General features: G+C 63.9%; 20 protein-coding genes. 8 read left to right on the top strand and 12 right to left on the bottom strand.

What is annotated here, in order from left to right:
• Positions 1 to 246: 246 nt before the first annotated feature.
• The gene (locus G3N95_RS29145; RefSeq protein WP_205973558.1) at positions 247 to 1,515 is read left to right on the top strand and encodes a glycosyltransferase; all 1,269 of its coding nucleotides are present in this window, start codon (positions 247 to 249) and stop codon (positions 1,513 to 1,515) included.
• Between the two features lie 137 nt (positions 1,516 to 1,652).
• Here G3N95_RS29145 and G3N95_RS29140 read toward each other — a convergent pair whose 3' ends face one another.
• Together G3N95_RS29140 and G3N95_RS29135 are read right to left on the bottom strand one after the other, a co-directional pair.
• Positions 1,653 to 3,395, bottom strand: a complete 1,743-nt coding sequence (locus tag G3N95_RS29140) for a GMC family oxidoreductase (protein WP_205973557.1) — start codon at positions 3,393 to 3,395, stop codon at positions 1,653 to 1,655.
• 256 nt (positions 3,396 to 3,651) lie between these two features.
• A complete protein-coding gene (locus G3N95_RS29135; RefSeq protein ID WP_205973556.1) occupies positions 3,652 to 4,365 on the bottom strand; it encodes a DapH/DapD/GlmU-related protein in 714 nt (237 codons plus the stop codon).
• A 211-nt stretch (positions 4,366 to 4,576) separates the two neighbouring features.
• Between G3N95_RS29135 and G3N95_RS29130 the strand changes: the two genes are divergently transcribed.
• Positions 4,577 to 5,182: a hypothetical protein gene (locus tag G3N95_RS29130; protein WP_205973555.1), complete on the top strand. Its 606-nt coding sequence runs from the start codon at positions 4,577 to 4,579 to the stop codon at positions 5,180 to 5,182.
• Between the two features lie 138 nt (positions 5,183 to 5,320).
• On the opposite strand, the gene G3N95_RS29125 is transcribed toward G3N95_RS29130, so the two are convergent.
• The 9 genes from G3N95_RS29125 to G3N95_RS29085 form a co-directional block, all read right to left on the bottom strand.
• Positions 5,321 to 6,628, bottom strand: a complete 1,308-nt coding sequence (locus G3N95_RS29125; RefSeq protein WP_205973554.1) for a glycosyltransferase WbuB — start codon at positions 6,626 to 6,628, stop codon at positions 5,321 to 5,323.
• A gap of 110 nt (positions 6,629 to 6,738) precedes the next feature.
• Positions 6,739 to 7,881, bottom strand: coding sequence for a glycosyltransferase family 4 protein (locus G3N95_RS29120; protein ID WP_205973553.1), 1,143 nt, complete (start codon positions 7,879 to 7,881; stop codon positions 6,739 to 6,741).
• 105 nt (positions 7,882 to 7,986) lie between these two features.
• The gene (locus tag G3N95_RS29115; RefSeq protein ID WP_205973552.1) at positions 7,987 to 8,982 is read right to left on the bottom strand and encodes a GDP-L-fucose synthase; all 996 of its coding nucleotides are present in this window, start codon (positions 8,980 to 8,982) and stop codon (positions 7,987 to 7,989) included.
• A gap of 5 nt (positions 8,983 to 8,987) precedes the next feature.
• Complete coding sequence (gene gmd, locus G3N95_RS29110; RefSeq protein ID WP_205973551.1) at positions 8,988 to 10,115, bottom strand: GDP-mannose 4,6-dehydratase; 1,128 nt, start codon at positions 10,113 to 10,115, stop codon at positions 8,988 to 8,990.
• 115 nt (positions 10,116 to 10,230) lie between these two features.
• On the bottom strand, positions 10,231 to 12,456 hold the full coding sequence (locus G3N95_RS29105; protein ID WP_205973550.1) for a polysaccharide biosynthesis tyrosine autokinase: 2,226 nt from the start codon (positions 12,454 to 12,456) through the stop codon (positions 10,231 to 10,233).
• Between the two features lie 92 nt (positions 12,457 to 12,548).
• Positions 12,549 to 13,688 (bottom strand): polysaccharide biosynthesis/export family protein, encoded by a 1,140-nt coding sequence (locus tag G3N95_RS29100; protein WP_205973549.1) that lies wholly within the window; start codon positions 13,686 to 13,688, stop codon positions 12,549 to 12,551.
• A gap of 55 nt (positions 13,689 to 13,743) precedes the next feature.
• Positions 13,744 to 15,129 carry an undecaprenyl-phosphate glucose phosphotransferase gene (locus G3N95_RS29095; RefSeq protein WP_205973548.1) on the bottom strand — a complete coding sequence of 462 codons (1,386 nt, stop codon included), beginning with the start codon at positions 15,127 to 15,129 and terminating at the stop codon, positions 13,744 to 13,746.
• Positions 15,130 to 15,198: 69 nt separating this feature from the next.
• Complete coding sequence (locus G3N95_RS29090; protein WP_205973547.1) at positions 15,199 to 16,716, bottom strand: mannose-1-phosphate guanylyltransferase/mannose-6-phosphate isomerase; 1,518 nt, start codon at positions 16,714 to 16,716, stop codon at positions 15,199 to 15,201.
• A 73-nt stretch (positions 16,717 to 16,789) separates the two neighbouring features.
• On the bottom strand, positions 16,790 to 17,791 hold the full coding sequence (locus tag G3N95_RS29085; protein ID WP_205973546.1) for a helix-turn-helix domain-containing protein: 1,002 nt from the start codon (positions 17,789 to 17,791) through the stop codon (positions 16,790 to 16,792).
• 874 nt (positions 17,792 to 18,665) lie between these two features.
• Between G3N95_RS29085 and G3N95_RS29080 the strand changes: the two genes are divergently transcribed.
• The 3 genes from G3N95_RS29080 (at position 18,666) to G3N95_RS29070 (ending at position 21,879) form a co-directional block, all read left to right on the top strand.
• Positions 18,666 to 20,936: a hypothetical protein gene (locus G3N95_RS29080; protein WP_205973545.1), complete on the top strand. Its 2,271-nt coding sequence runs from the start codon at positions 18,666 to 18,668 to the stop codon at positions 20,934 to 20,936.
• 222 nt (positions 20,937 to 21,158) lie between these two features.
• Positions 21,159 to 21,299: a hypothetical protein gene (locus G3N95_RS29075; RefSeq protein WP_167528654.1), complete on the top strand. Its 141-nt coding sequence runs from the start codon at positions 21,159 to 21,161 to the stop codon at positions 21,297 to 21,299.
• 106 nt (positions 21,300 to 21,405) lie between these two features.
• Positions 21,406 to 21,879 (top strand): GDP-mannose mannosyl hydrolase, encoded by a 474-nt coding sequence (locus G3N95_RS29070; protein ID WP_205973544.1) that lies wholly within the window; start codon positions 21,406 to 21,408, stop codon positions 21,877 to 21,879.
• A 93-nt stretch (positions 21,880 to 21,972) separates the two neighbouring features.
• On the opposite strand, the gene galU is transcribed toward G3N95_RS29070, so the two are convergent.
• Positions 21,973 to 22,905 (bottom strand): UTP--glucose-1-phosphate uridylyltransferase GalU, encoded by a 933-nt coding sequence (gene galU / locus G3N95_RS29065; RefSeq protein WP_205973543.1) that lies wholly within the window; start codon positions 22,903 to 22,905, stop codon positions 21,973 to 21,975.
• Between the two features lie 220 nt (positions 22,906 to 23,125).
• Between galU and G3N95_RS29060 the strand changes: the two genes are divergently transcribed.
• From G3N95_RS29060 to G3N95_RS29050, 3 genes are all read left to right on the top strand, one after another.
• Positions 23,126 to 24,160, top strand: coding sequence for a helix-turn-helix domain-containing protein (locus tag G3N95_RS29060; protein ID WP_241019014.1), 1,035 nt, complete (start codon positions 23,126 to 23,128; stop codon positions 24,158 to 24,160).
• A gap of 141 nt (positions 24,161 to 24,301) precedes the next feature.
• Positions 24,302 to 25,795, top strand: coding sequence for an MFS transporter (locus G3N95_RS29055; RefSeq protein WP_205973541.1), 1,494 nt, complete (start codon positions 24,302 to 24,304; stop codon positions 25,793 to 25,795).
• 223 nt (positions 25,796 to 26,018) lie between these two features.
• Complete coding sequence (locus tag G3N95_RS29050) at positions 26,019 to 26,399, top strand: hypothetical protein (RefSeq protein WP_241019013.1); 381 nt, start codon at positions 26,019 to 26,021, stop codon at positions 26,397 to 26,399.
• The last annotated feature ends 75 nt before the right edge of the window (positions 26,400 to 26,474 follow it).

Here is a 26,474-nt window from a genome sequence, read left to right as displayed (position 1 = left end):
CGCCGCCGCAACCGCCCACGCAGCCGCCGCGTCCCGCACCGTTCGCCGGCGCGTCGCCGCGCGGCACGCTGCAAGACGCGCCGGGCTCCGATCCCTACGATGCAGGCCGCACGCGCGATCTGCGTCAACGAGGCATGCCGGCGTCCGCGTGAATGCACCCAGGTGCATGACGCGCATCACGCAGATGGCCTCGCATCATCGCCCGGCAGCGCCGGTTCTTTTCGCACTACGCCGTGTTATTCGCCAATGAAAATTCTTCATCTACTTTCGACAGTCGATCCGCGGGCAGGCGGACCGACTGAAGGTGTACGACAGAGCGGCGTCGCGATGGCGTCGCTGGGCCACGAGATCGAGGTCGTGTCGCTCGATGCCGCCGATGCGCCGTATGTGCGCGACTTCCCGTTGCCCGTGCATGCGCTCGGTCCGGGCCGCAACTACTACGGCTTCACGCCCGCCTACGCGCCGTGGCTCAGCCGCGAAGCGCCGCGTTTCGATGCCGTGATCGTGCATGGACTGTGGCAGTACCACGGCTTCGGCGCGTGGCGTGCGCTGCGCGCGGCGAAGGTGCCGTACTACGTGTACACGCACGGCATGCTCGATCCGTATTTCAAGCGTACGTATCCGCTCAAGCATCTGAAGAAATGGGCGTACTGGCCTTGGGCCGAATATCGCGTGCTGCGCGATGCGGCCGCGGTGATCTTCACGACCGAGGAAGAGAGGCTGCTCGCGCGTCAGTCGTTCTGGCTGTATCGCGCAAACGAGCGTGTCGTGCCGTTCGGCACCAACGCACCGCCGCCGCATGCGCAGGCGCTGCGCGAAGTGTTCCTGAGCGCGTATCCGCAGTTACGCGGCAAGCGGATCGTGCTGTTTCTCGGGCGCATTCACGAGAAGAAGGGCTGCGATCTGCTGATACACGCTTTCGCCGATCATGCGCAGCGCGACCCCGACGCACATCTCGTGATCGCCGGGCCCGATGCGACAGGCTGGCAGCGGCCTTTGCAGGCGCTCGCGCGCTCGTGCGGAATCGAGGAACGGATCGCGTGGCCGGGCATGCTGCAAGGCGACCTGAAATGGGGCGCCTTCTATGCGAGCGATGTGTTCGCGCTGCCTTCGCATCAGGAGAACTTCGGCGTGGCCGTCGCCGAGGCGCTGGCGTGCGGCCTGCCCGTGTTGCTGTCGGACAAGGTCGGGGTGTGGCGCGAGGTGGAGAACGATCAGGCGGGCTTCGTTTCCAGCGATACGATCAACGGCACCCAGCGCAACCTGCTGAACTGGCATTCGCTCGATGCTGCCGCGAAGGCGAACATGCGCGAGCAGGCGCGCAAAACGTTCGATGCACGCTTCGGGATTGCGAGCATGGTCGATTCGTTGACGGCGCTATTGCAGCCGCAGGCGAGCGCGGCAACGGCGGCGCGCCCCGGCGATCAGCAGACGCCGCAGAATACGCCGGGGGGAGCCGCGATGGTGTCGAAGGTCGCGAAGGCACCGGCGCAGAGGGAGCCGTCGGTGAGTTGAGCGACTGCGCGCTTTTGCGCACGTCGCCCGACGTAGCGAAAGCGCCATAAAAAAATCCCGCGACCTGCATCGCGGGATTTTTCTTTGGCGCTACCGTTCCTGATAGCGCACGGTCTTCTCGAGGGCGGGCCGTCGCGTCACATCGCCTCGTTGCCCCCTGCCCTGACCAGCGACTGCGCCGCAATAGGCAGCTTGCCCAGCTCCGCACTCGCCACGCCGCCGAAGCGCATGCTGGCCGCGTCGCCGATGGGCACAATGGTCGCGGTATCGGGTTTGCCCAGCCGCTGCACCAGATGCTCCCCCAGCCGCAACGCGAGCGCCGAAATCGTGATGGTCGGGAAATTCGCGCCGACCGTCGGGAACACCGAACTGCCCGCGACATACAGATTGCTCACGCCATGCATCTTGCAGTCGCGATCGACGACGCCTTCGCGCGGCGAATCGTGCATCCGCGTCGTGCCCATGTGATGCCATGTGCCTTCGAGTTTCGCCGGCCATGCGCGGCCCATGAGCGGTTCGTCGAGTTCGACTTCTCCGACGCCCATCATTTTCAGTTCGTCGGCAAGTAGCTGGAACGTGCGGTCGAACGTGCGTTGCACGAGTTCAGTGAGCCGCCAGTCCACTTTCACGCGCGGCAGGCCGAGACTGTCCTTGCGGTCCGACAGCGTGACGCGGCTGTCGCGGTTCGGTTCCGCTTCGACGATCGCCTGCAGCTTCACGTCCGAGATCAGCGCGCGCAACTGCAGCAGGCGCGTGAGACCGAAGCCGACGGTATCGACGGGATGCGCGGCCATCGTCAGATAGTCGTCGCGCGCGCGGCGGCCCGGCTGTTCCTTGCGATGCAGCGCCTCGCGGCAGCGGATCAGCGCCTCCGATCCCGCGCTGCCCTCGCCGAAGAAACGCGAGAAGAACCAGACACGCGAATTGAGCAGCTTCTCGCGCTTGATCACGTCGTGCGTCAGCGCGAACTGCGACGAGATATGCGTGCCGTGCGCCGCGACCACCGGGTTCTGATAGTGGTACTTGATGTCGTAGAGCTTGTTGCGCGCCCATTCCTTCGAGAACTTCACCGTACCCGTCATCAGGCGCGGATGATCCATGAAGAAGCGACCCACCAGATCGTTGCCGTTGCCGAGACCCGCCGCCTGCACCTTGTTCGACGCCAGCAGCAGCCGTGCATTTTCGATGCCGCCCGTCGCGAGCACGAAGACTTTCGCATTCACGCGAAACCGCTTGCCCGTGAGCGTCGCGACTTCGACACCCGTGACTTCCGTCGCCTGCGCATCGGTGTCGATGTTGACGACGTTCGCGTACAGGAACACGCGCACGCGCTCCGAGCGCCGCAACACCTCGCGATACACCTTGCCGAAACGCACGGGCGGGCTGAACTGCGAAACGGTGTCGCGCACGTTACCCGAACTCAACGGATAGCGGCGCACGTCGTGGCGGTTGATCTGCTGCTCCCACCACGCAGGATCGAAATTGTGCGGGCCGAGCTTGAGCAACGCATGTGTGCGCAGATAGTACGGCGCGAGTTCTTCGAGGCCGAACGGCCAGCCGCTGTGCGCGACCCAGTCCTTCTTGTCGAAGTCCCACGGGTCGAGGGGCCGGCACCAGCCGCCCCAGCAATTGCTGCTGCCGCCGAGATAGCGGCTCCTGCAGCCGTCCGCGAAGGTGTAGGGGATGCCGACGTTTTCACCGCGATAGAGATCGCGCGTTTCGTCGTCGGCCTTGTAACCGCCGCTTTCGAGCAGGCAGCATTCGATGCCCGCGCGGTCCAGTTCCATCGCGAGCGTGATACCCGCGACACCAGCCCCGATGATGCATACCGTCGTCGACACAGCGACGCCCTGTTCGACACTGCGGGTATCGATCAACATCCCCTGCTCCCAGCTTGTGTTCTGTTCGTACCTTGTACGGCCGCGTGAAGCAGCGTCCGTTCTGGCCCCCCGCCGCGCATGCGAGACAGGCTCGTCATGCAGCAACGCCCTGTGGGTTTACACGAGCAGGGCGCCAGAGACCGCATACTACGTTCCCGCGCCAGCCAGTGCTTACGTAGGATGATGGCGCTGCGTAAGGCAGTTCATCCGCCAACTTCGCGCTTCCGGCAGACAGAACCATGCATCCCGTGAAAAGTTATGAGGCGCGCCCCACATCCGCGTCAAAACGCTTGCGGATGAAGCGGCACGGATTGCCGCCATACACGCCTTCCGCCTCTAGCGAACGGTGCACGACGGACAGCGGCGTCACGACAGCCGAACGACCGATCGTCACGCCCATCTGCACGACGCACTTCGACGAGATCCACGCGCCGTCCTCGATGACGATGGGCGCCACGCACAGATCCATGTTTGTTCGCATGTCATGCGAACCCGCGCTCAGAAAGCTGCCTTGCGAGATGCAGACATTCGAGCCGATGCGGATGGGAGCCTGGTTGTAGATCCACACGTCGACGCCGAACCAGCAGTTGTCGCCGACCGTGAGATTCCACGGCGCCTTCACGCGCACGGGATGCACGAAACGGCAGTTCGCGCCGATCTTCGCGCCGAACAGCCTCAGCAGCGCGACGCGCACCGACGACACGGGCAGCAGCTTGTTGTTGATCACGCACGCTTCGATGAAGAACCAGATCAGCTCGGTGAGAAAACCGCGCGACGAGACGTAATTGCCCTTGCCCGCGAGGCTCAGGTCGATCACGCGGCCCGGCGGCTGCGTCGCAACAGAAGCGTCGTGCAAGGGCGAATCGGGCGGCGCTGCGGCCTCGGATGCGCGCGCGGCATGCTGGTCTTTCATCCGCGCGTCCTGGCCGTCCGCTGCCCGACCGAGGGTCGGGCCGAACGTGTTATCCATAGTCTTCTCCAATCGATGGAGGCGCATCGCCGACTCGTCATCCGGTTGTGTCGCCAGGCCGGACATTGCGCGCCCTGTCGTTTGATTATCTGGCTCACGCGCGCGCGTGGACGACGGCTGTCCGTGCCGTGCGGAACTTTGGCGGATCGATGCAGAGTGTCCGTATCAACATGGCAACAGGCTTCATGACGTTTGCAGGAGGACGACGACAATGGCTGCTCATCTTCGCTCGCGGCAAGCCTCGGCGCTCGCGCATGCGTCCCGGCACGCCGGGTTGCGCTCGCGCGTGCTGCTGATGTGCGTGGCGCTCGCGTCGGCGCTCGTGCTGATGCCGCACGCGCATGCGCAGAACAATGCCGCGCAGGGCAACGGGCAGAACGCGGCCGCTAACAACGGCAAGAACGCGGGTAATAACAACGGCAACGGCGCGCCAGTGTCCAAGACGGCCGCGCAGCGCACGCAGGAAGACGCGCAGCGTCTGCTCGGCGGACCGTCGATGGCGGTCGGCGGCTACAACATGGAAGGCGCGACACCCGATGCGCAGCGCTACTCGCTGCTCAACACCGAGCGCATGCGCGCCGCGAAGCCCAATACGCAGGCAGCAGGCGGCCCGTCAGCGGCGGTGGGTGGCAATGGTCCGGAGGCGGCAGCTGGCGGCGCGATCCGGCGCCCGGCTCGCGGCGGCGCGGCTGCGGGTGGCGCCGCACAGCGCGGCGGCCCTGTCAACGCAGCCGCTGCGGGCGGCGCCGCAACCGCGGTGTACAGCGATCCGTACAGCCAGCGCGCGGGACGCGACGTGTTCAAGTCGCCCTGGTAAGACACGCTCCACCTTACGCAATCCAGGCAACCCGCACAGTTCACGCAAAAACCGAAGGCCGCAGGCGAATCGTCAGATGACGGTCCGCCTGCGGCCTTCTCTCTTTCCGGCAACCGCGTACCCGCGCGCGTCGCTCCATCACTCCACTTCCGACTCCTCGACGCGCGCCGGCAGGATCGGCGCATTCGTCAACGGCGCCGCGACCGGCTTCGCAGCCGTTGCATCGTCGCCCGTCAGCAGCGCAAGGCGCGTATCGAGCGTGAGCAGCGTCGAGAGGGGCGACAGCATCGTCTCCGCATAGCGCCGCCCGGCCGCGCCGATCGCGGCGCGCCGCGCCGTGTCTCCGGCGAGCATCGCGATCGCTTCGACGAGCGCGGGCGTATCTTCGGGCAGCACGGTCACGCCGTTGTTCGCGACGGCCTCGTACAGCGCCGTGCCTGCGCGCGCCATCGCGATCACCGCGCCGCCGCTCGCCAGCATGCCCGTCAGCTTCGACGGCATCACGAGGTCGGCTGCGTCGCTACGCTGCGGCAGCACGTGAATATCCGCGACATTGAGCAGTTCGTTGAGCGACGACGCCGGCTGCAGCGGTAAAAAGCGGCAGTTGCGCAAGCCCTCGCAACGCTTGACGAGATCGTCCCGCGCCGCGCCGTTGCCGCAGAACACGAAGCTGATGTCGTCGCGCGAAGCCAGCGACGCAGCCGCCTGCGCGAGCGTTTCGATACCCTGCTTCGCGCCCATGTTGCCCGAGTACAGGACCACCGTATTGCTCGCCGGAATGCCGAGCGCTTCGCGGTATTCGCTCACGCGGCCAAGCGGAAAGATGTCGCGCGTATCGACCCAGTTCGGCAGGAACTCGGTCTTTGACGCATCGACGCCTTTGCTGACCGCGCGGCCGACCATCTGGTTCGAAATCGACGACACCACGTCGAAGCGCTTCAGCACGAGCCGCTCGATCCAGTACGCAAGACGCGCGGCGCGCCCGCTCTTCAGCAGGCCCAGATCGAACGCGGCGTCGACCTCGTAGTCCTGGATATGCAGCCACGCCTTCGCGCCCGTCACGCGCGCCAGCGCCAGCGCGCCGGGGGCGCAGGCCATCGTCGGTGCGATCAGCATCACGGCGCCGGGCCGCCACGCAATCTGCCGTGCGAGCAGCGGCAGCGACGCCAGCGCGAAGGACGCCAGATGCACCATGCGCTTCAGGCCGCTGGGCTGCGACGGCACCCACAACGGCGCGCGCCAGATGCGTACGCCGCGCAGGGTGTCGCGCCCATAGCGCCACATCGAATAACCTTCCGCTACCTTCCATTCCGGGTAATACGGCGGCGCGCAAACGACGCGCACTTCATGACCGCACTCCGCCAGCATCTGCGCCATCTCAGCTGTGTACTTCCCCGTGCCTGAGAGTTCGGGCGCGTAATTGAGGCCATAAATCAGGATCTTCATATTGGACTTCCACGACGAGTGTCCGTCATGCGGCAGCGGACAGCGCTACGCCTACCCCGTTCCCGACGCGGCCCGGTATGCTCGAGCCGGAACCGCGCGTGCCCTCGATCTCACGTACCCAGCATCAGCGCGCAGCCGCGCGCGATGTTGGCCGCCGCTGACGGCGGATCGAAACGCCGTATCACGTCCATGCAGCGATGGGCCGATGCTTCGGCATCGGCGAATGCTTCCGTTGCCTTCAGCAGCGTACGCTGCAGGCCCGCCACGTCCCCTGCCGTGAACGCGTAGCCGCTCTCGCCTTCATGCACGAGTTCCGGCACGCAGCCGCAGCTCTCGCTGACGACGACGGGACAGCCATGCGCAAGCGACTCGTTGACGACGAGCCCCCACGGTTCGCTGCGGCTCGGCAGCACCATGCAGGTCGCGCCGTAGTATTCGCGCGAAAGCGGCTCGTCCTGAAGACTGCCGACGAAGGTGATCGCTCCGTCGAGGCCCAGCTCGGTCACCCGCTTGCGCAAGTCGCGTTCGAGCGGCCCCGTGCCGACGATGCGCAGTTGCGGATCGTGCAGGCGCTTCGCGATGCCCGCGAACGCGTCGATCAGCGTCGTGATGCCCTTCTCTTCCGACAGCCGCCCGACGTACAGAAACACGGTCGGGTTGCCCGCGCGATACCGCACGCGCTCGGCGAGCGCGCGCTCCGGCGAAAAGGTGACGGGCAGCGCGGCCGCCTGACAGGGAATGAAGATCTTCTCGCGCTTCGCGCCGAGCGACATCAGGTAATCGCGGCTGCGCTCGCCGAAACCGAAGTAGCCGTCGCACAGCGAGAAAAACACGCGCTTGGGAATCGACGTGATGAGCCGCTTCGGACGGTCGCGCGCCGTCGAATCGCAGAACACGGCGCGCCGCTTGCCCGTCACGACGCACGCGGCGAGCATCGCCCAGTACTCGGGGCGGTGATAGCCGGGCAGCACGATCAGATCCGACTTCGCCTTCAGGACTTCCCACACGAGGCGCACGGTCAGGCGCCAGCGCGGCACGTCCTCGTAGCAGCCGTCGAACAGCTTGTGCATCGGATAACGATGAAACGAATAGTCGACGTCCGAAAACCCGATGCGGTCATGTTCCGTGTCCGCGATCTGCACCATCGAATAGCTGATCGCCCCCGATGCCGAGATGTTGTGCAACGCGGAGAACACGGCTCCCTTGTGCCGTGACCACACAACGTTGTGGAAGATCGTGACTGACGCGCTCATGTTCTTACAGTCCTCATTCTGTCGAATCTGTCGGTTGCCTTGAAAAAAGAACGGACGTCGCCCTAATCCCGGTCCCGGGCAACGTCCGTCACCAGGAGCGGCTCATCAGACACGCGCGGCCATCGCGAACGAAGGCGCGGCGCGCTTCTCCCCATGCTTGTCTCCGTACCTCTCCTCATACCGCGCAGCAAACTCGCGATAGGTATTGCCGATTCCTTCCGCGAGCCCGATGCTCGCGCGCCAGCCCATCGCCGCCAGCCGCGACACGTCGAGCAGCTTGCGCGGCGTGCCGTCGGGCTTGCTCGCGTCGAACTGCAGATCGCCTTCGAAGCCCACCACGTCGCAGATCGTCTGCGCGAGTTCGCGAATGCTCAGGTCTTCGCCGACGCCGACGTTGAACACGCCCGTGTTCACCTCGTGTTCGAGCACGAACAGCGTGGCCGCCGCGAGATCGTCGACGTGCAGAAACTCGCGGCGTGGCGTGCCGCTGCCCCACACGGTCAACGACCGATCGCCGTGCAGGCGCGCCTCGTGCGCCTTGCGGATCAGCGCCGGCAGCACGTGGCTGTTCTTCAGGTCGTAGTTGTCGTTCGGACCGTACAGGTTGGTCGGCATCAGCGCGACGTAGCGCGTGCCGTACTCGCGGTTGTACGCCTCGCAGAGTTTCAGGCCGGCGATCTTCGCGATTGCGTACGCGTCGTTGGTCGGCTCCAGTTCCGATGTCAGCAGATACGATTCGAGGATCGGCTGCGGACACAGCTTCGGATAGATGCACGACGAGCCGAAGAACACGAGGCGGTCGACGTTCGCGCGATACGCCGCGTGAATCACGTTGGTTTCGATCACGAGGTTCTCGTAGAGAAACTCGCCGGGCTGCGTCGCGTTCGCGAGAATGCCGCCGACGCGCGCCGCCGCGAGCAGCACGACGTCGATCTGCTCGCGCTCGAAGAAGCGGTTCACGGCGGCCTGATCGGTCAGATCGAGTTCTGCATGCGTACGCGTGACGAGGTTGCGATAGCCGCTCGTCTCGAGCTTGCGCACGAGTGCCGAGCCGACCATCCCGCGATGTCCCGCGACGAAGATGCGTGCGTTTTTGTCCATGGGCGTCACTCGTGATGTTCAAGCGCCTTGAAGCCAGCCAGCGTGACGAGCGCATCGCGCCGCGCGATCTGGTAGTCCGACAGCACCATTTCCTTCACGAGCGCCTCGAACGGCGTGGCGGGCCGCCAGCCGAGCTTCTCATGCGCCTTCGACGGATCGCCGAGCAGCGTTTCGACTTCCGTCGGACGGAAGTAGCGCGGATCGACGCGTACGATCACGTCGCCCGGCTGCACGCGCATTTCGGCGCGATGGCGGCGCTCGACATGTTCGACGATGCCCACTTCATGCACGCCGCTGCCTTCGAAGCGCACCGTGACGCCCAGTTCGGCGGCCGCGCGCTGCACGAACTCGCGCACGCTGTACTGCACGCCCGTGGCGATCACGAAGTCTTCGGGCTGCTCCTGCTGCAGCATCATCCATTGCATGTCGACGTAGTCGCGCGCGTGGCCCCAGTCGCGCAGCGCGGACAGGTTGCCCAGATAGAGCTGGTCTTGCAGACCGACCGCGATGCGCGCAATCGCGCGCGTGATCTTGCGCGTGACGAAGGTCTCGCCGCGCACGGGCGACTCGTGATTGAACAGGATGCCGTTGCACGCGTAGATGCCATACGCTTCGCGATAGTTGACCGTGGTCCAGTACGCGAACAGCTTCGCGACGGCGTACGGGCTGCGCGGATAGAACGGCGTGGTCTCGCGCTGCGGCACTTCCTGCACGAGGCCGTAGAGTTCGGAGGTCGATGCCTGATAGAAGCGCGTCTTCTTCTCGAAGCCGCAGATGCGGATCGCTTCGAGCAGACGCAACGTGCCGAGTCCGTCGGCATTGGCCGTGTATTCCGGCTCCTCGAACGACACGGCGACATGGCTCTGCGCCGCGAGGTTATAGACTTCGTCGGGCTCGACGCGCTGCATGATGCGCAGCAGGCTCGTCGAATCCGTCAGGTCGCCGTGATGCAGTTGCAGGCGCTGGTCCGGGTCATGCACATCGCGGTAAAGGTGGTCGATCCGGTCGGTGTTGAACAACGACGAGCGACGCTTGATGCCGTGCACCTCGTAGCCCTTGTCGATCAACAACTCGGCCAGGTATGAGCCGTCCTGGCCGGTAATGCCGGTAATCAAGGCAACCTTCTGAGTCATCGTATTCTCCTGTGTCGGCCGGGGTCGTGGCCTGTGCGCGGCCCCCAGCCCATGCACCAGTTCGTATAGATGTCCGCGGGCGCACCCTTGCCGCCCGGCCGGACATGCGCTGCTCCTACCCTGCGATACTCTCGTAGCCGTAGTAGCCGCCTCGATAACCCGAGCCGATGAACGCGCCCGCCTGCGGTACGTCGGTCAACAACACCCCCTGCAAATTCACGCCGCCATTGCGCAAGCGCTTCGCGGTTTCCGCGAGTTCGCTCACCGGATGGCGACCGTGACGAATCACGAGCAACGTCGTCCCCACGTGCTTGCCGATCACGGTCGAATCGGTGACGGCGAGCACGGGCGGCGTATCGATGATGATCAGGTCGTACTGGTTCTTGAGTTCTTCGAGCATCGTTTCGAAGCGCTTGCTCATCAGCAGCTCCGAAGGATGCGAGGGCAGCGAGCCCTTGGTCAGCACGTCGAGGCCGGGCAGCACTTCGCGCTGGATCGACGATTGCAGATCGCCGCCGCGCAGCACGTCGGAGAGACCCGGCTGATGCTGCAGGCCGAAGTGCGAGTGCACGTCGCCGCGCCGCATGTCGCCGTCGATCACCAGCGTGCGCTTGGCCGTCGATGCGACGAGCGCCGACAGGTTCACCGACAGGAACGACTTGCCGGCATCCGGACGCGAGCCAGTCAGCATCACGACGTTGTTCTGCTTGTCGTCGACGGTCAGCTGCAGCGAGGTGCGCAGGTTGCGCACGCCTTCCACGGCGATGTCCTGCGGCGCCTGTTCGGCGAGCACGTGCAGGCCGCGCCGACGCATCATCACGTCCTGCTGAAGGCGAATCTGCTGCTCGCTGCGCGGCACCACGGCGAAGACGGGCACGCCGAGGGCGGATTCCAGCTCGTCCGGACGTTCGACGCCGCCATACAGCGTCTTGCGCACGAAGGCGAACACGATGCCGATGAACAGACCCGCGCCGAAGCTGATCAGGATCACGACCAGACGCTTCGGACGCACGGGGTCGTCGGCGGCTTCGGCGAAGTCGACGATCCGCACGTCGCCCACCTGGCCGGCCTTGGCGATGCGCAACTGCTGCGCGCTGTTGAGCAGGTTCGTGTACAGCTCGGTGTCGACGTGCACGTCGCGCAGCAGACGCAGTGCCGTCTGCTCGGTGTCGGGCAGCGTCTGCACGCTCTTGCCCATCTTCGACAGATTGCCTTGCAGCGAAGCGATCTGCGCATCGAGCGCGGCCACGGCCGGGTGATTCGCGGTGAAGCGCTGCGACATCTCCGCGCGCTGCGTCTGCAGGTCGACGAGCTTGGTCTTGTTGTCGACGATCTGTTGCAGCAGCAGCCGGCTTTCCTCGCTCAGATCGACGGTGCCGTGCTGGTTGCGGAACGTGTTGTAGCGCTGCTCGGCGGCATCCAGTTCCTTGCGCAACTGCGGCAGTTGCTGGTCGAGGAACGCCAGCATGTGCTCGGCTTCCGACGAACGGCTTTCGACGTCCTGGCGGATGAACTCGCGCGCCATGCTGTTCATGATGTCGGCCGTGAGTTTCGGATTCTGGCCTTCGAGGCTCGCGCGGATCACGCCCGACTGCAGCGTCGACTCGCCGATATCCATCGCTTTCTGCAGGCGCTCGACGGTCGTCAGCGTGGAAGCGCGCGTCAGATCGTAACGCGTGCCCGGCGCGCCGACGATCTCGTCGACACGCAGCGTGATCGGGCCAGCCGGCGTTTCGCGCACGACGTTTTCGCCGACCCGGCCTTCGAGAATCGCGACGCCGTCGGGGTTGTTCAGCACGAAGTCGCCGTTCTGGCCGGCGATCAGCGTGAAGTCCTTGTCGTACATGTCCTTTGCGGTGTCGAAGCGCGACACCTTGATGCTCTCGTTGCCCCACGCGTAGCTCGGCAACTGCATCGACGGCGGCAGCTTGATGCCCCACTTGCCGTTCATCAGCGGCGCCAGCAGTCCGCCGACGAAGGGCAGCGTATGCGGCCGCGCGGCGATATCGAGGTGCAGCTGCTTGACGGTCTCTTCCGTCACGAGCCGCGACTTCATCAGTTCGATTTCGGCCGCCGTGGACGGCTTCGTGTCGAACATGCCGGTGAGCGGCTGGAGGCCGTCCTGCTTGTTGTTGTTTTCTGACTTGTCGACCACGTGGAACAGAACGTCCGCGCGGTAGACGGGCGTCGCCAGGAAGGCGTAAGCGGTGCCCAGTGCCGTGACGGCCAGTGTGATCAGCAGAATCGAGCGCCAGTTCGCGACGATGGCCTGCAGATAATCCGTCAGATGCATCTCGTCCGAGCTGACGTCCGTATAGCGATTGTCAAAGTTGATAGCCATTTGCGTGATCCATCAAAGACCAACACTCTTGAAAGCGTTGCGCGCCCTTATCCCCGCTGATGCAAAGCGCGCAACGCATGCCCCGCCTCTTACTACTTCGCGAGCAGCGCTGCCGTCACGCCAGCGTTGATCGCCGGCAACAGCAGAGACAACACGCGGTTGAATTTCACGAGACCGTTGTTGTCGACGTAGACGACGTCCTTCGGCTCCAGGTTGAACTGGTTCGCAAGGATCATCGACGTCGGCGACGTGGCATCGAGGTGGTAAATCTCCGGCTTCTCGCCCATCGAGTTGCGAATCACGAAGAGCTGCTTCGCGTAAGCCGTGTTCGGATTCACGCTGCCCGCCTGCGACAGCGCTTCGGCAAGCGACAGGCGGCCGTCGCGCATCGGCAGGATGGTCGCCGGCCGGTTCACTTCGCCCATCAGATACACGCCGTATTCATCGCGGCCGCCGACCCGCAGCAGGTCGCCCGGCTGCAGATAGATCGACGTCGGCGCCTTGCCGCGGCGGATCAGGTCAGGCACGTTGATGTTGTACGTGTGGCCGTCACGCGTGAGTTCGACGTGGCTCTGATCGGCGTTCGGCGTGAAGCCGCCCGTACGGTTGATCGCCTCAGTCAGCGACATCGGAATGTCGTTGACCTGCGCGGGCCCTGGCGCATGAACCTCGCCGTCCACATACACCTGCGAAGAACGGAACGACGACACACGCACCGTCACCTCGGGCTTCGAATAGACGTTGCTCAACTTCTTGTACAACTCCTTCTGCACCGTGGTCGCATCCTTGCCGCCCACGTGGATCGTGCCGGCGTACGGGAACTGGATGTTGCCGTCCGCATCCACGAGGAAGCCGAGACCGGGATCGCCCTTGTTCACGTTCTGCGCCGGCTGGCCGAGAGCGGCCGCCAGTTCAGGGTGATCCCACACGGTGATCTGCAGCACGTCGCCCGGCCCGAGCTTGTAGGAGGGGGGTTTGGTACTGAAGAGGCCAGCGATCTGCTGGTTCAGTTCCGTCGTCTGGCCCTTCATGTCACGCACCAGCTTGAGATTGATGTCGGTAACAGGGATCTGAACATTCTGTTCAGGATCACTGCTGTACTCGCCGCCCGTCTCGGGCAGCGTGGGCGGGGAGACCATCCGTTGTCCGGGCACGATGCTGCATGCAGAGAGCAGCACTGAAACCGACAGCAGTAATGGTGCACCTACACCCAATCCAAATCGCTGCTTCATGGCAGTTCCTCCTAGCAGGGGAGCTTGGTCCTTTTTCACTGGCTTGCTTCCCGTCTCAATACGCGTTGGTATGAATGAAGCCCTTGACGATCGTGGCGCCGATGATTCGCATGTCGAGCCAGAACGTCCAGTGCCCCAGGTAATACAAATCGTGCGCAACGCGCCGCTCCATTTTTTCGATGCGGTCGGTTTCGCCCCGAAACCCGTTGATTTGCGCCCAACCTGTGATGCCCGGCTTGATCCTGTAGCGGTGGATATAGCCGGCCACGACTTTCTGATACAGATCGTCGTGTTCGAGTGCGTGGGGGCGTGGCCCTACCACGGACATGTCGCCGCGCAGCACGTTGAAGAACTGCGGCAACTCGTCGAGGCTCGTGCGGCGCAGGAACGCGCCGACCCTCGTGATGCGCGGATCGCCCTTGGTCGCCTGGCTGACCTTGCCGGCTTCCTCGGTGTGCACGCGCATCGAGCGGAACTTGTAGATCGTGAAGACGCGCCCGTCGGCGCCCTTGCGCTTCTGCCGGAAGAACACGGGTCCCGGCGACGACAGCTTCACGGCAATCGAAATCGCGATCAGCAGCGGCGCAAGCCCGAGAATCGCGGCCGCGGCGAACACGCGGTCGAACAGATCCTTCTTGAACAGCGCACGCGACGACAGCGGCGACGCGACGAGGTTGATCGCGGGCACGCCGAGCAGCTCGATCACGCTGCTGGTGTCGAACAGCGCGAGGCTGCGCACGTCCGGCATGAAACGGATGTTCACCAGGTCGTTGCGGAATTCGGTGACGATGCGAAAGATCGTGCGCTCGTCGGTCAGCGACAGCGCGAGCCACAGTTCGTGCACGTCGTTGCTGCGCACGTATTCGGCGAAAGCCTGCTGCGAATCGAAACACGTGACGCGCTGGTTGGTCAGCGGCGAATCCTCCGGATGCGTGTTCAATACGGCCGTGGCGCGAAAGCCCGTGGCCGGCTGCGATTCGATGCGGCGCAGAATCTGGTCGCAATGCCCGCCACTGCCGATGATCGCCACCTGATGCAGGTTCCAGCCGGCGCGGCGCGCACGCGCCAGCACGGCGTGCGCGATCAGCCGCCACGCGATCAGCAGGCCGCCCGCCATCGCCGTCCAGTACGCGAACCAGAGGCGCGACACGATATCGATGCGATGCAGCGAATACATCAGCGCGAGCGCGCAGCCCTGCACGACGAGCCACGCCAGCGCAACCTGGCCGGCGAGCGCGAGCTTCGAGCGGCCGCGCCACGATGCATAGACGCCGAACGCCGGGAACATCGCCAGCGCAAAAGCCGCGGAGAACAGCACGAACGCGTCGTAGAAGCCGCGCTGTGAAAATTCGTCGAAGCGGATCTGCGATGCGACGACGGCGCCCAGCAGAATCAGCGCCACGTCGGCCACCCGCGCGAAAAAGTCCTGTAAGTCCCGCATGTCGTTCACCCTGCCGTTCGTCGTTCGTTACCTGCTCTACGGGTGTTGCGTCTTTCGCCGCCGCGCGCCCTAACTCGTCGGCCCGCAGCGTCCGTAGGTGTCGTCGAAGCGCACGATGTCGTCTTCGCCGAGATACGAGCCCGACTGCACCTCGATGATTTCGAGCGGCACCTTGCCCGGGTTCTCCAGCCGATGCCGCACGCCGAGCGGAATGTAGGTCGATTCGTTTTCGCTCAGCAGAAACTGTTCGTCGCCGCGCGTGACGAGCGCCGTGCCGCGCACGACGATCCAGTGCTCCGCGCGATGGTGATGCAGTTGCAGCGAGAGCTTCGCGCCCGGCGTCACGACGATGCGCTTCACCTGGAAGCGGTCGCCCTGATCGATCGAGTCGTAGAAGCCCCACGGCCGCCGCACCTTGCGATGCGCGTCGGCCTCGGGCGCCTTTTGCGCCTTGATGCGCGCCACCAGCCCTTTCACGTCCTGCACGCGCGAACGGTCGGCGACGAGCACGGCATCTGCCGTTTCGACGACGACGACATTCGTCGTGCCGACACACGCAACGAGGCGTCCTTCCGAATGCGCGTAGCTCGACACCGCGCCTTCGAACATCACGCGGCCGCGCGCGACGTTGCCGTTTTCGTCTTTCGGCTGCGCGGCCCACACGGCATCCCACGAGCCGAGATCGGACCAGCCTGCGTCGAGCGGCACGACCACGCCCGCCGAGGTCCAGCCCGCCGAAGCATTGAGGCGCTCCATCACCGCGTAGTCGATCGAATCGGCGGGCGAGCGCGTGAACGCGTCGGCTGCGGGACGGAACGTGGCGCCGTCCGATTGCCCTTGCACGAACGCGGCAAGACACGCTGCGTGCATGTCGGGCTGCAGCGATTGCAGCGTCGCGAGCCACACGCTTGCGCGCACAATGAAGATGCCGCTGTTCCACCAGTACGTGCCTTGCGCGAGATACTGCTTCGCGAGTTCGGCTGCGGGCTTTTCGACGAAGCCGTCGATCTCGCGCGCCTCGTCGTCGAGCTTCTTTCCGACACGGATATAGCCAAAGCCCGTTTCAGGCGCGCGCGGCGGCACGCCGAGCGTGGCAATCGACCCACGCTGGGCGTGACGCGCGGCGACTTCGAGCGCGCGCTGCAAGGCGGGCACATCGGCGATCGCATGATCGGACGGCATCACGACGAGAATCGCGTCGTCGCCGTTCGCGCATGCGAGCGCGGCCGCCAGCGTCAGCGCGGGCGCCGTGTCGCGGCGCGCCGGCTCGACCACGAGGCGTGGCGTGCAGCCGTTGTGCGTCAACTGCTCGGCAATCACGAAGCGATGTTCTTCGCCGCAGACGATGATGGGCGCCCGCGACACGTCCCATTCACTCGGAAAGCCTTCCATCCGATGCACGGTGTCCTGCAGCAGCGACTCCGAACCGACCACGCCGATCAGCTGCTTCGGAAAGTTTTCACGCGACATCGGCCACAGGCGCGTGCCCGATCCGCCTGCCAGAATCACGGGCACGATATGCGTGCAGGCGGGCAACGCGCTTGCCGGTTCTGCGGCATTCGTCGGATTGTTCTGGTCCGTCAGCATTTACGCACTCCTTAATGTCTGCCACTGAACGCCTGGCATGAAGGCCCGACAACCACTGCGGGATCGAGGTCGGCTAGATGCCGGCTTCGCGCCGGGTTTTCATCCGGTATTCCGTCGGCGAGACTTTCATCCGCTTGCGGAAGATCTTGGCGAGGCGATCGCCGTTGCCCATCCCCGTGCGCCGCGCGATCTTGTCGACGGGCAGTTCGGAATCGGTCAACAGGCTGCAGGTAATCGCGAGCCGTGCGTGCAGCAGGTAATCGGACGGAGTGACGCCCACTTCCATCTTGAAGCGACGCAGGAAATTGCGTTCGCTCATCGCGGCCACCTGGGCCGCATCCGCGATCGAGATCGACCGCTGGCAGTTCTCCTGTAACCAGCGCGCCGCGGCGCGCACCTTGTCCGCTGGACTCTTGCCCGTGCTGTCGCCGAGCAGCGACATCAGGCTGTCGCCGGCGTCGGGCATCAGGCGTTCGGCCACGTTGCGCGCGACGTCGATGCCGAGATCGCGCTTGATCAGCATCAGCGCGCTCTTCATCGACTCGAGGCGGTCGTTCGCTTCGCTGCCGTTACGTTCTTCGCGTTCTTCGCGCACCGTGTAGCTGCCGAAGTCGCGTTGCTGGATGCCGTTGATGCAGGCCGCCTCGAGCAGCGAGCGTCCTTCGCCGATAGGACGCACGGTGCTCGTGTTCGCATGCACACGTCGCAGCCAGGCGATGAGCCGTTCGTCGCGGGCCGCGGAATGCGCACCCTTGCCCCCCGCCACGAACAGCGCATCGAAACCCATGTAATGACGCGCATCGAGTCCATCCGTCCACACGCGGATCGACGACGAGCACGTGATGTTGCCGCCGGCAGCCGAGAGGAAGCTCACGTCGTAGATCCAGTTGTGACTGGCGGATGAAGACAGTTCGTTAGCGGCATGAAAGACCTCAGCGACGATGCCCGCGCCAAGCAGCGAACAACCGTCGAACAGCAAGATTGCAATGTGCCGAGTGGCGGCTGCGTAGTGCGCGCTGCGCTCCGGCGCTCGCACCCAACCCACCATCGGAGATTCAAGACTTGCATACGCCATGACTCTTCCCCCTTGACCATTCCGGCGTGGAAAGAACTAGATAAATGCATGCGATGTGCAGTGCATCATACGCATTAAAAAAACAATCCCGGCGGCTACTGACTGAAACTGACGATGTATTGGCGTATTCGGTCCGTTGGATGATAACGGGCTTTCAGGCCGCATTTAACAATCCCATTAAACGATTATCGGGGCCCGCATTTCCAAGCTAATTCGCCATTTCATAAGACGAAGTAAGCAGTACGTCAAACACCGCGCCAGGCTTGACACAAAGACTTACAAATTGTTGCAATGACAGTTTCTTCATACTAATGCCGCAGCAATTTTTTCGGATTGAAAATCAGGGTCCGCAATACTTACCCGAACGCATACCTGGTTATCCCAATTCCCGATCAAAATGCCATTTTGCTAATATGAAATGAAAGCGCGATTGATATGATGAAATCGCGCACACAATGGCACGAATTAGGAATTATAAGAACGGAAAAGCCACGCCAAATAATTTCTTCTTTTCGTTTTTGAGTGCGGCCATAAATAAATCGATTAATGTTTCAAACGCGAAACATCGGGCCCCGTCGCGAGGCGCCGCAGCGCTAACCAGGTGCAGTCGAAGCGGTACCTGCACACCCTTTTCTCTCGTCTTCAGACATTCAAACGCCTTGTCGCACGGTCGCAAACCGTTGCGCGAAGCGGCTTTCGTGCATTAGCCTCTATTCGCCACGATTCAGCGTCGCAACGACGCAACATTCGTATCGATCCGCCATCGAAGTTGCGTCCAGGTACTAGGAAACGTCGAATTCCTGCTAACTCGCCGGTGTAATCTTGGTCGCTCGCAATGCGCTAACCCGGTCATCCATACCGTATGGGAGAAAGAATGACTGATGGCGACAATGGTCTCGGTAAGACGTGCGCATCACGTGCGCAGTTACATCTTTCGCGCAATACTTCGCTCACCTTGCGAGCTGCGACGCTCGCGCTATGCATCGCGATAGCGAGCGGCTGTGACGATGCATCGGCCGATAACGACAGCTGGACGAAATGTGCGGACGAACGCGGCACATGCAGCTTCAACGGCACGCGCGACGTGCGCTATGGCAGCGAGTCGCACAACACGGTCAAGTCGCTGACGAACGGCACGCCCTGCAATAACGCCATATTCGGCGATCCCGCGCCCGGTGAACTCAAGCAATGCTGGATCGCAGGCGCGAACGACGAAGCCGCCCCTTCCGCTTCCGCCAAAGCGACGACCGCGACGGCCGCCGCGTCCACGCGCACGTCCTCCGACGACAACGACTGGCCGATGAAAGCGCCACCGCGTGCGAACGACTCTCAAGGACTCCGTTGCAACAAGCCGGCGGAGACGACGGCAGCAAATCCACAGGGCGATCCCGTCGAAGCAGATACGCCCGGCAGCGACGGCACGCGCCTCTTTCCGCGCGACCGTTCGTTCCAGATTGTCATCACCACGCGCGCAGCGCGCGACGACAAGCTCGCGTGGAAGATCCGCGATGCGTGGGGCACCGTGCAGGCCAGCGGCACGTATGACGTAGCGAAAGGCGCGCGTCAGGCGAAACTGAATTGTGAGTCTTCATTAGCCGGCTACTTCGCGTTGTCGGCGTCGCTTGAAGAGACGCATGCGCAATTGCCCGCACGCGGCACCCGTCCGCAAGGCATTGCAACCTTCGGCGTGCTGCCCGATGTGTCGGCGAGCGTGCCGCCCGTGCATTTCGCACACGCGGACCTGCATCGCTTCGGCGGCCAGGGCGGCGCGTTCGTCGCGCCCGGCGAGCACTGCTGCGACGGCGACGGCTATCGGCCGATGTACACGCAGCTCGGCCTGACATGGGTCAACGACAACCGCAACTGGTACAAGGAAGAGCCCGACCGTCCGGATACCTTCAGTCCCGCCACGCGGCAACTCGCGTCGTGGTTCCGCAAGGGCGACCTGCTGCGGCTGATCCAGCTCGATGGCATTCCTGGCTGGGCAAGTCCCACGGGCAAGCAGACGCACAGCTATCTGCCGAAGTCGACGAGCGCGTTGCGCGAATACATGCAGCGCGTCGGCACCGAATCGAGCCACGTGCGCAGCGCGGTGTTTCCGACGCAGCAGAGCAACTACTACCAGGTGACGTGGGAACCCGATGCGGCAGGCGGGCTACCGTGGCGCGATACCGATGCGAATTTCGTCGAGCTTTATAAAGCCGTGCATGAAGGCATTCATGCGACCGATCCGAATGCCGTCGTGATGGGACCGACGTATGGCTCGGTGGTCGGCAACGTCGAATGGCTCAAGCGTCTCGCGCCCCTCGGTCTACCGAAGTATGTCGATGGAATCGCGATTCACGGCTACTACGATCCCGGCGGCAACAGCCCGTCACATCCGCCGGAGCGGCTGATGAACGCGAGCGATCCGCAACAGGCGCAATACGCGCTGCCGACCGCGATGCGCGCGCTGCGCCGTGTGATGGCCGAGCAGTACAAGCCCGGTGCGAAACTGTTCGCGACGGAGACGGGCATCAGCTACGACGTCGGCGAGCAATACGGTCCGCACTATCCGCCCAACGACGTGCTGTACGCGCAAGGCGCCGTCGTCGCACGCACGCATCTGATCCTGCTCGGCGAAGGCGCGGACATGACCTATATCTTCTATTCGAACGACTCGCCTGCCGCGACGCCGGGCTACGGCGTGTTCTTCGATCTCGATCATCCCAAAGGCGCATTCGGACCCAACACGGTGAGTCCGAAACCCGCTGCATCCGCGATCGTCGCGATGACGCGCCTGATCGACGGCACGGCGACGCTCGGCCCCATCAAGCGCACGCCGGCGGGCGTCTACGCGTACGCGTTCCAGCGGCTGAACAACGGCAAGGTGATCACGGCCGCCTGGACGCATGACAACGCGAAGTGGAACAAGTCGACCCACTTCGATCCGACAGCAGGCGTGACGTGGCGGCTGCAGGTCGATGCGCCGGGCACGTCGGGCAAGGTAACGGTGTTCGACATGATGGGCAATCCGTCGAGCCTGCCCTACGAGGACGGCCACGTGACGCTCGCGCTGACGGAGACGCCTGTGTATGTGGTGTCGTCGAATGCCGCTGTGATGAAGGCCAACGTGACGACGCCTGCGGGCTACGTCGCGCCATGACGAAGCGGCCTTGATGGTTTCTCTCGTCCTCTCGCGACCGATCGCCCAGCGCGCGTGCGCATCTGTCGCGAATTGGCCATACGAGACGGGATTTAGGCGTCAGACGACAGAACCGCCATTTATTGCTACGACTAGACTCTCTGCAATGCCGCAAGCCTCGCGGCACGGGCACGGAGCGCAGCGCACGCAAGCACGCGAGGCCACGACGACGGAGCAGTGGGGATGACCGGTTTGGGCTGGATCATGGTGATTTTGGTCGCAATACTGGCCTCCGCGCTGTTCCTGTGCGTGGGGATCGCCGTCGTCATCGCCTTTCTGTTCGGCACCTCGTCGCGTCTGTTCACCCACGACCGCGATCAATAGACGAGGCATGCCGGTTGCGCATCCGATCGCGCGCCGGCCGCGTGGCCGGCCTATGAAGCGGCACTGCGCTGCACCCATTAAACAAGACAACAGGCGAGAGAGAGACATGGCCGCTACGTGCGCGGATTTTCTCGAAGCAGACGATTTTCTTCAGGTCGTGCGAATGACGCCGCTCGTGTCGATCGACCTGATCGTGTCCGATTACGGGGGCCGCGTGCTGGTCGGGCATCGACGCAACCGGCCGGCGCTCGGCACGTGGTTCGTGCCGGGCGGGCGCATCTGCAAGAACGAAAGGCTCGACGCGGCGTTCACGCGCATCGTCGATGCGGAACTGGGCATTGCGGGCATGGAGCGATCGGCCGCGCGTTTTGGCGGACTGTTCGAACACCTTTATAAGGACAACTTCGCCGGCGCCGACGCGATCTCCACGCACTATGTCGTGCTCGCCTATTTCCTGACGCTGGAAAATACCGCATCCGTGGGTCGCTTCGATCAGCACAGCCGCTATATCTGGCTCACGCCCGAAGCGCTGCTCGCGCGCGACGACGTGCACGAGAATACCAAGGCCTATTTCCGCTGAGTCCGCACGCGTGCGGCGGTGCCTGGATGAAAAAAGCGCGGCGGACTCTGCCCGCCGCGCCTTGTCGAAACGCTTGTCGAAACCACTGCGCGCTCACACCCGGCTCAATAACTCGGCCAGTTCTTCCTTCGCGCCCTCGCCGTCCGCGACGCGTCCGTCCTGCATGCGCTCGCGCAGATACGCATCGAACGCGTCCTTGACCTCGGGATGACGCAACGCGAATTCGACGGTCGCTTTCAGATAGCCGAGCTTGCTGCCGCAGTCGAAACGCCTGCCCAGATATTGATACGCAAGCGCCTGCTCGCTGCCGAGCAACGCCTGGATGGCGTCCGTCAGCTGGATCTCGCCGCCCGTGCCTGCATGCTGGCGCCGCAGCCGATCGAAGATGGCAGGCATGAGCACATAGCGGCCCACCACGCCGAGGTTCGACGGCGCGTCTTCCGGCGCGGGCTTTTCAACGATGCCGGACATCTTGAAGAGCCGGTCGTCCCAACGCTTGCCGTCGATCACGCCGTACGAACGCGATTCCTGCTTCCCTATCTCCTCGACACCGACGATCGAGCAGTGATAGTGATTGAAGAGGCTCACCATCTGGGAAAGCACGGGCGGCTCGCCGTCGAGCAGATCATCCGCGAGGATCACGGCGAACGGTTCGTCGCCCACCAGCTTTTCCGCGCAGAGCACCGCGTGGCCCAGCCCGAGCGGCTCCGGCTGGCGCACGTAGCAGCACTCGACGTGACTCGGCTTGATGTTCTGCACCAGTTCGAGCAGCGCGAGCTTGCCGCGTGCGAGCAGCTCGCACTCGACCTCGTACGACTTGTCGAAATGGTCTTCGATCGCACGCTTGCTGCGCCCCGTGACGAAGATCATTTCGGTGATGCCCGCGGCGATCGCCTCTTCGACTGCGTACTGGATGAGCGGTTTGTCCACCACGGGCAGCATTTCTTTGGGGCTTGCCTTCGTCGCCGGGAGGAATCGGGTGCCGAGACCGGCCACGGGGAACACCGCCTTGCGTATGCTGAGCATGCTCGCGCCTCTTCGTTGAGTTGATTGATAAGCATCCATACGCCAGCGTATTCCGCGAATATCGAGCCGATCTGCCAACTTCTCGTTTATTTCCGACTTGAGCGTTCAGCCAGCAAAAACGTAGGCCTATGATGGAGCCAAGGCACGCAGACCTTTATTCTTTCGCCGTCCTCGGCACTGGAGACAGACGATGCGATATGAGCACGCGGTGAGTCGGTGGATGGATTCAACCTCGTCGAGCGCAGTCGTCAACCTCGGGCACATGGTCAAACGCATCGGTATTCTCGTTTTTGAACGATTTCCGCTTAGCGACGTTTGCCTGCTCGCTGACGCATTTCGACTCGCCAATGAAGCACAAGCCGACCAATCCGGCGACGAGGGTTCGGGTGTCGAACCGTCCTATTCGATCGTCATGCTGTCCGAAATGGGCGGCAGCGTCGTCAGCAGCTGTTCGCTGCGCGTGTGGACGGAGAGCCTCAATGGACCGCTGCTGAACGGCTTCGATACGCTGTTCATCGTCGGCGGTCCGGGCGCGTCGCGCGCGAAAGCGAACGAGCGGTTGATCCGAAGGTTGCGCGCAATCGCGCCGAAGATTCGCGTCGTCAAGGCGCTCGACGAAGGACTCGGCGTGCTGGCCGCCGCCGATATCGCCTTCGAGCGGCGCGGCTGGCGCAGCATGCCGGGCGCAACCGACGCCTCGGGCAGGCCCGTCGCACCCGTCGCCCACGAAACCCAATGGCAGATCGAGGCAGGCGCCTCCATCGACGTCGACGCACCCGTGCGTTCGATCGCGGCCGCGCTGACCGTGATCAAGCGCGATCACGGCACGCCGATCGCACGGATCGTGTCGGAGCGCGCGCTGTCGGGCGCATCGCGCCGGCTCGACGCGATTCTCGACGACGACGAAAAAAAGGGCATCAGCCGAAAGATCACGACGGCCGCGCACTGGATCCGCGAGAACTACACGCGGCATATCTCGGTCGCGGAAGCGGCCGAAGTAGCCAAGATGAGCGAGCGCAACTTCCTGCGACGCTTCAAGGCGCAAGTCGGGCTCACGCCGTCGGAATATCTGCTGCGCGCGCGGCTCGACGCGAGCTGTCTGCTGCTGACGGAGACCGACATGTCGATCGACGGTATCGCGCGCCGCTGCGGCGTGCGCAGCGGCGACGGACTCGCGAAGATCTTCCGCAAACGCCTGTCCATTTCCCCCACCGACTATCGCGCAGCGCATCGGCACAGCATCACCAAAAATTGAAGACGCGAGCCTGCTTACATGTCCACCGTGATGCGTCCCGCATGACGGTGTGCATGAGCTAATAACAAAAATAACGTTGATCGCGGTGAATGGGCGCCAGTACGATTCGCCCTTTTGCGCGTTTTTGCGCGCACACGCCGCATGTCCACCACTCTTCTCGCGCCCGAAGCAGGCGTCGCGCAGGCATCGCCCCGCGCCGATAACAAGCCTGTCATCCGCTCCGCCGCCGACGTCTCGGCACTCGTCAACCAGGGCGCCGCCGTCGGCAGCGACGCGCGCATCGTCGTCGCGATCGCACTCGGCGGCGTCTTCCTCGATGCCTACGATCTCGGCGCGCTTGCGTTCGGCCTCAAGGACGTCGGGCGCGAATTCTCGCTGACGCCCGCCGGCACGGGCTTCGTCGCTTCGGCGATCACGTTCGGCGCGATCGTCGGCGCGTGTCTCGGCGGCTTTCTGACGGATCGTATCGGCCGCTATCGCGTGTTCATGGCCGACATGTTCTTCTTCGTGATCGCCGCGCTCGCCTGCGCATTCGCGCCGAATGCATGGGTGCTCGGCGGCGCGCGCTTCGTGATGGGACTGGGCGTCGGCATCGATCTGCCCGTCGCGATGGCGTTTCTCGCCGAATTCTCGCGGCTGCAGGGCAAGGGCAACAAGGCCGCACGCGTGGCGATGTGGTGTCCCGTCTGGTACGCGGCCATCAGCGTGTCCTATCTGCTCGTGCTTGCGTTCTACGCGACGCTGCCGGAGAGCCACCAGCCTCTGCTATGGCGTCTGATTCTCGGCTTTGGCGCCGTGCCCGCCATCGTCATCATCGCGATCCGCAGCCGCTATATCAGCGAATCGCCGGTCTGGGCCGCGAATCAGGGCGATCTCAAGGGCGCTGCGCAGATTCTCAAGCGCTCATATGGCATCGATGCCGACGTCGCGCCGGATGCCGCCGCGGCCGCGCAACGCAGCCACGTGCGCACGGCATCGTGGAAGAACTACGGCACGCTGCTCAAAGGCGTCTATCTGAAGCGCACGGTGCTCGCGACGGTGATCGCGATCGCGTCGTCGTTCGCCTATAACGCGGTCGCGTTCGGTCTGCCCGTCATCATCTCGAGCTTCCTCGCGCAGTCGATGCTCACGACGATCCTCGCATCGCTCGTGCTGAACCTCGCATTTGCGTTCGTCGGCGGCATCATCGCGGTGCGCACGGTGCCGAAGGTCGGCGCGTGGAAGCTGACGGTGCTCGGCTACGCCTGCCAGCTCGTCGCGCTGGTCGGTCTTGCCGTCGTCGGCAAACCGGCCGGCGGCGCGCAGGTCGCCATCGCGATCGCGATGCTCGCGCTCTTCCTGTTCGGCCAGGGTTTCGGGCCGGGCTCGCACAGCATGACGTTCGCGTCCTTGAGCTATCCGACCTCGCTTCGCGGCGTCGGCGTCGGCTTCAACCAGACGCTGATGCGCGCCAGTTCCACGGTCTCGCTGTTCCTCTTCCCCGTGCTCGCGGCAGCGCTGCATACGCGCGTGTTCTGGATCATCGCGGCCGCGCCGCTGTGCGGCCTCATCGCGCTGCTGGCGATCCGCTGGGAGCCATCGGGCTACGACGTCGACGCGGAAGACTTCGCGCCCGCCGCGCCGGTCAAACCGTAACGAGACGTTCGTCGTCGTGAAATCAAAAGGGTCTCCGGGCAACCGGAGACCCTTTTTCACATTTGGCGTGCCGGGCAGCGTCGAAACGTCATAAACCATCACAGCGTGTCGTACCCGGCCAACGTGTTATTCCGGACTCCCTATATTTGCATTTATCGAGATGAAAAGGCGTGCAATGATCGCGCGGCTACTCGCAGGGTCGGCTTTCACACATCGATCGCACATGGCGAGAGGCATCGTCAAGGATCGCTTTCATCTCACCGCCATGATCAATTTCCTGCTCGATCTGATTTCGAACCTGGCCATTCTGGCCGCGTTGCTGGTCGTCTGTTGCGTCGTCAACAAGATGAGGCCCGACGCCTACGCGAACGGCTACCTGCTGTTCGTTGCGTTCGTCGCGGTCGCGCTGCTGTTCGATGCGGCATTGACCTTTCTCGTGTTCGCGGATTCGCAGGCGCGCTACGGCAAGTTCAGCACGACCGACGCCTTCGCGACGCGCAGCGCCGCTTATCTGACGGCATGCGGAATCGCCATCGGCCTGTCGCGCATGCGCAGCCGCAAAGCTGCCGAACGCACGGACACGCGCGCTGTCGTGGGCACCTAGGCAAGGTGCAACCGGCCACCGCCGTTCCAGGCAACTGGGTAGCAGGAATAGAGCTTGCTCAGGGCCGCGCCATCA

Source organism: Paraburkholderia sp. Tr-20389, assembly GCF_017104565.1.
In the GTDB taxonomy this organism is placed as follows: Bacteria; Pseudomonadota; Gammaproteobacteria; order Burkholderiales; family Burkholderiaceae; genus Paraburkholderia.
The sequence above is the reverse complement of the archived record's forward strand: the minus strand, read 5'-3'. Positions and strand labels throughout refer to the sequence as shown.

Coding starts and splice junctions, on each gene's coding strand:
- G3N95_RS29140 (WP_205973557.1), bottom strand. CDS start 3,395: ATGTTGATCGATACCCGCAGTGTCGAACAGGGCGTCGCTGTGTCGACG.
- G3N95_RS29145 (WP_205973558.1), top strand. CDS start 247: ATGAAAATTCTTCATCTACTTTCGACAGTCGATCCGCGGGCAGGCGGA.
- G3N95_RS29105 (WP_205973550.1), bottom strand. CDS start 12,456: ATGGCTATCAACTTTGACAATCGCTATACGGACGTCAGCTCGGACGAG.
- gmd (WP_205973551.1), bottom strand. CDS start 10,115: ATGACTCAGAAGGTTGCCTTGATTACCGGCATTACCGGCCAGGACGGC.
- G3N95_RS29115 (WP_205973552.1), bottom strand. CDS start 8,982: ATGGACAAAAACGCACGCATCTTCGTCGCGGGACATCGCGGGATGGTC.
- G3N95_RS29050 (WP_241019013.1), top strand. CDS start 26,019: ATGGCGAGAGGCATCGTCAAGGATCGCTTTCATCTCACCGCCATGATC.
- galU (WP_205973543.1), bottom strand. CDS start 22,905: ATGCTCAGCATACGCAAGGCGGTGTTCCCCGTGGCCGGTCTCGGCACC.
- G3N95_RS29125 (WP_205973554.1), bottom strand. CDS start 6,628: ATGAAGATCCTGATTTATGGCCTCAATTACGCGCCCGAACTCTCAGGC.
- G3N95_RS29075 (WP_167528654.1), top strand. CDS start 21,159: ATGACCGGTTTGGGCTGGATCATGGTGATTTTGGTCGCAATACTGGCC.
- G3N95_RS29090 (WP_205973547.1), bottom strand. CDS start 16,716: ATGCTGACGGACCAGAACAATCCGACGAATGCCGCAGAACCGGCAAGC.
- G3N95_RS29080 (WP_205973545.1), top strand. CDS start 18,666: ATGACTGATGGCGACAATGGTCTCGGTAAGACGTGCGCATCACGTGCG.
- G3N95_RS29060 (WP_241019014.1), top strand. CDS start 23,126: ATGGATTCAACCTCGTCGAGCGCAGTCGTCAACCTCGGGCACATGGTC.
- G3N95_RS29130 (WP_205973555.1), top strand. CDS start 4,577: ATGGCTGCTCATCTTCGCTCGCGGCAAGCCTCGGCGCTCGCGCATGCG.
- G3N95_RS29120 (WP_205973553.1), bottom strand. CDS start 7,881: ATGAGCGCGTCAGTCACGATCTTCCACAACGTTGTGTGGTCACGGCAC.
- G3N95_RS29055 (WP_205973541.1), top strand. CDS start 24,302: ATGTCCACCACTCTTCTCGCGCCCGAAGCAGGCGTCGCGCAGGCATCG.
- G3N95_RS29100 (WP_205973549.1), bottom strand. CDS start 13,688: ATGAAGCAGCGATTTGGATTGGGTGTAGGTGCACCATTACTGCTGTCG.
- G3N95_RS29135 (WP_205973556.1), bottom strand. CDS start 4,365: ATGGATAACACGTTCGGCCCGACCCTCGGTCGGGCAGCGGACGGCCAG.
- G3N95_RS29095 (WP_205973548.1), bottom strand. CDS start 15,129: ATGCGGGACTTACAGGACTTTTTCGCGCGGGTGGCCGACGTGGCGCTG.
- G3N95_RS29085 (WP_205973546.1), bottom strand. CDS start 17,791: ATGGCGTATGCAAGTCTTGAATCTCCGATGGTGGGTTGGGTGCGAGCG.
- G3N95_RS29070 (WP_205973544.1), top strand. CDS start 21,406: ATGGCCGCTACGTGCGCGGATTTTCTCGAAGCAGACGATTTTCTTCAG.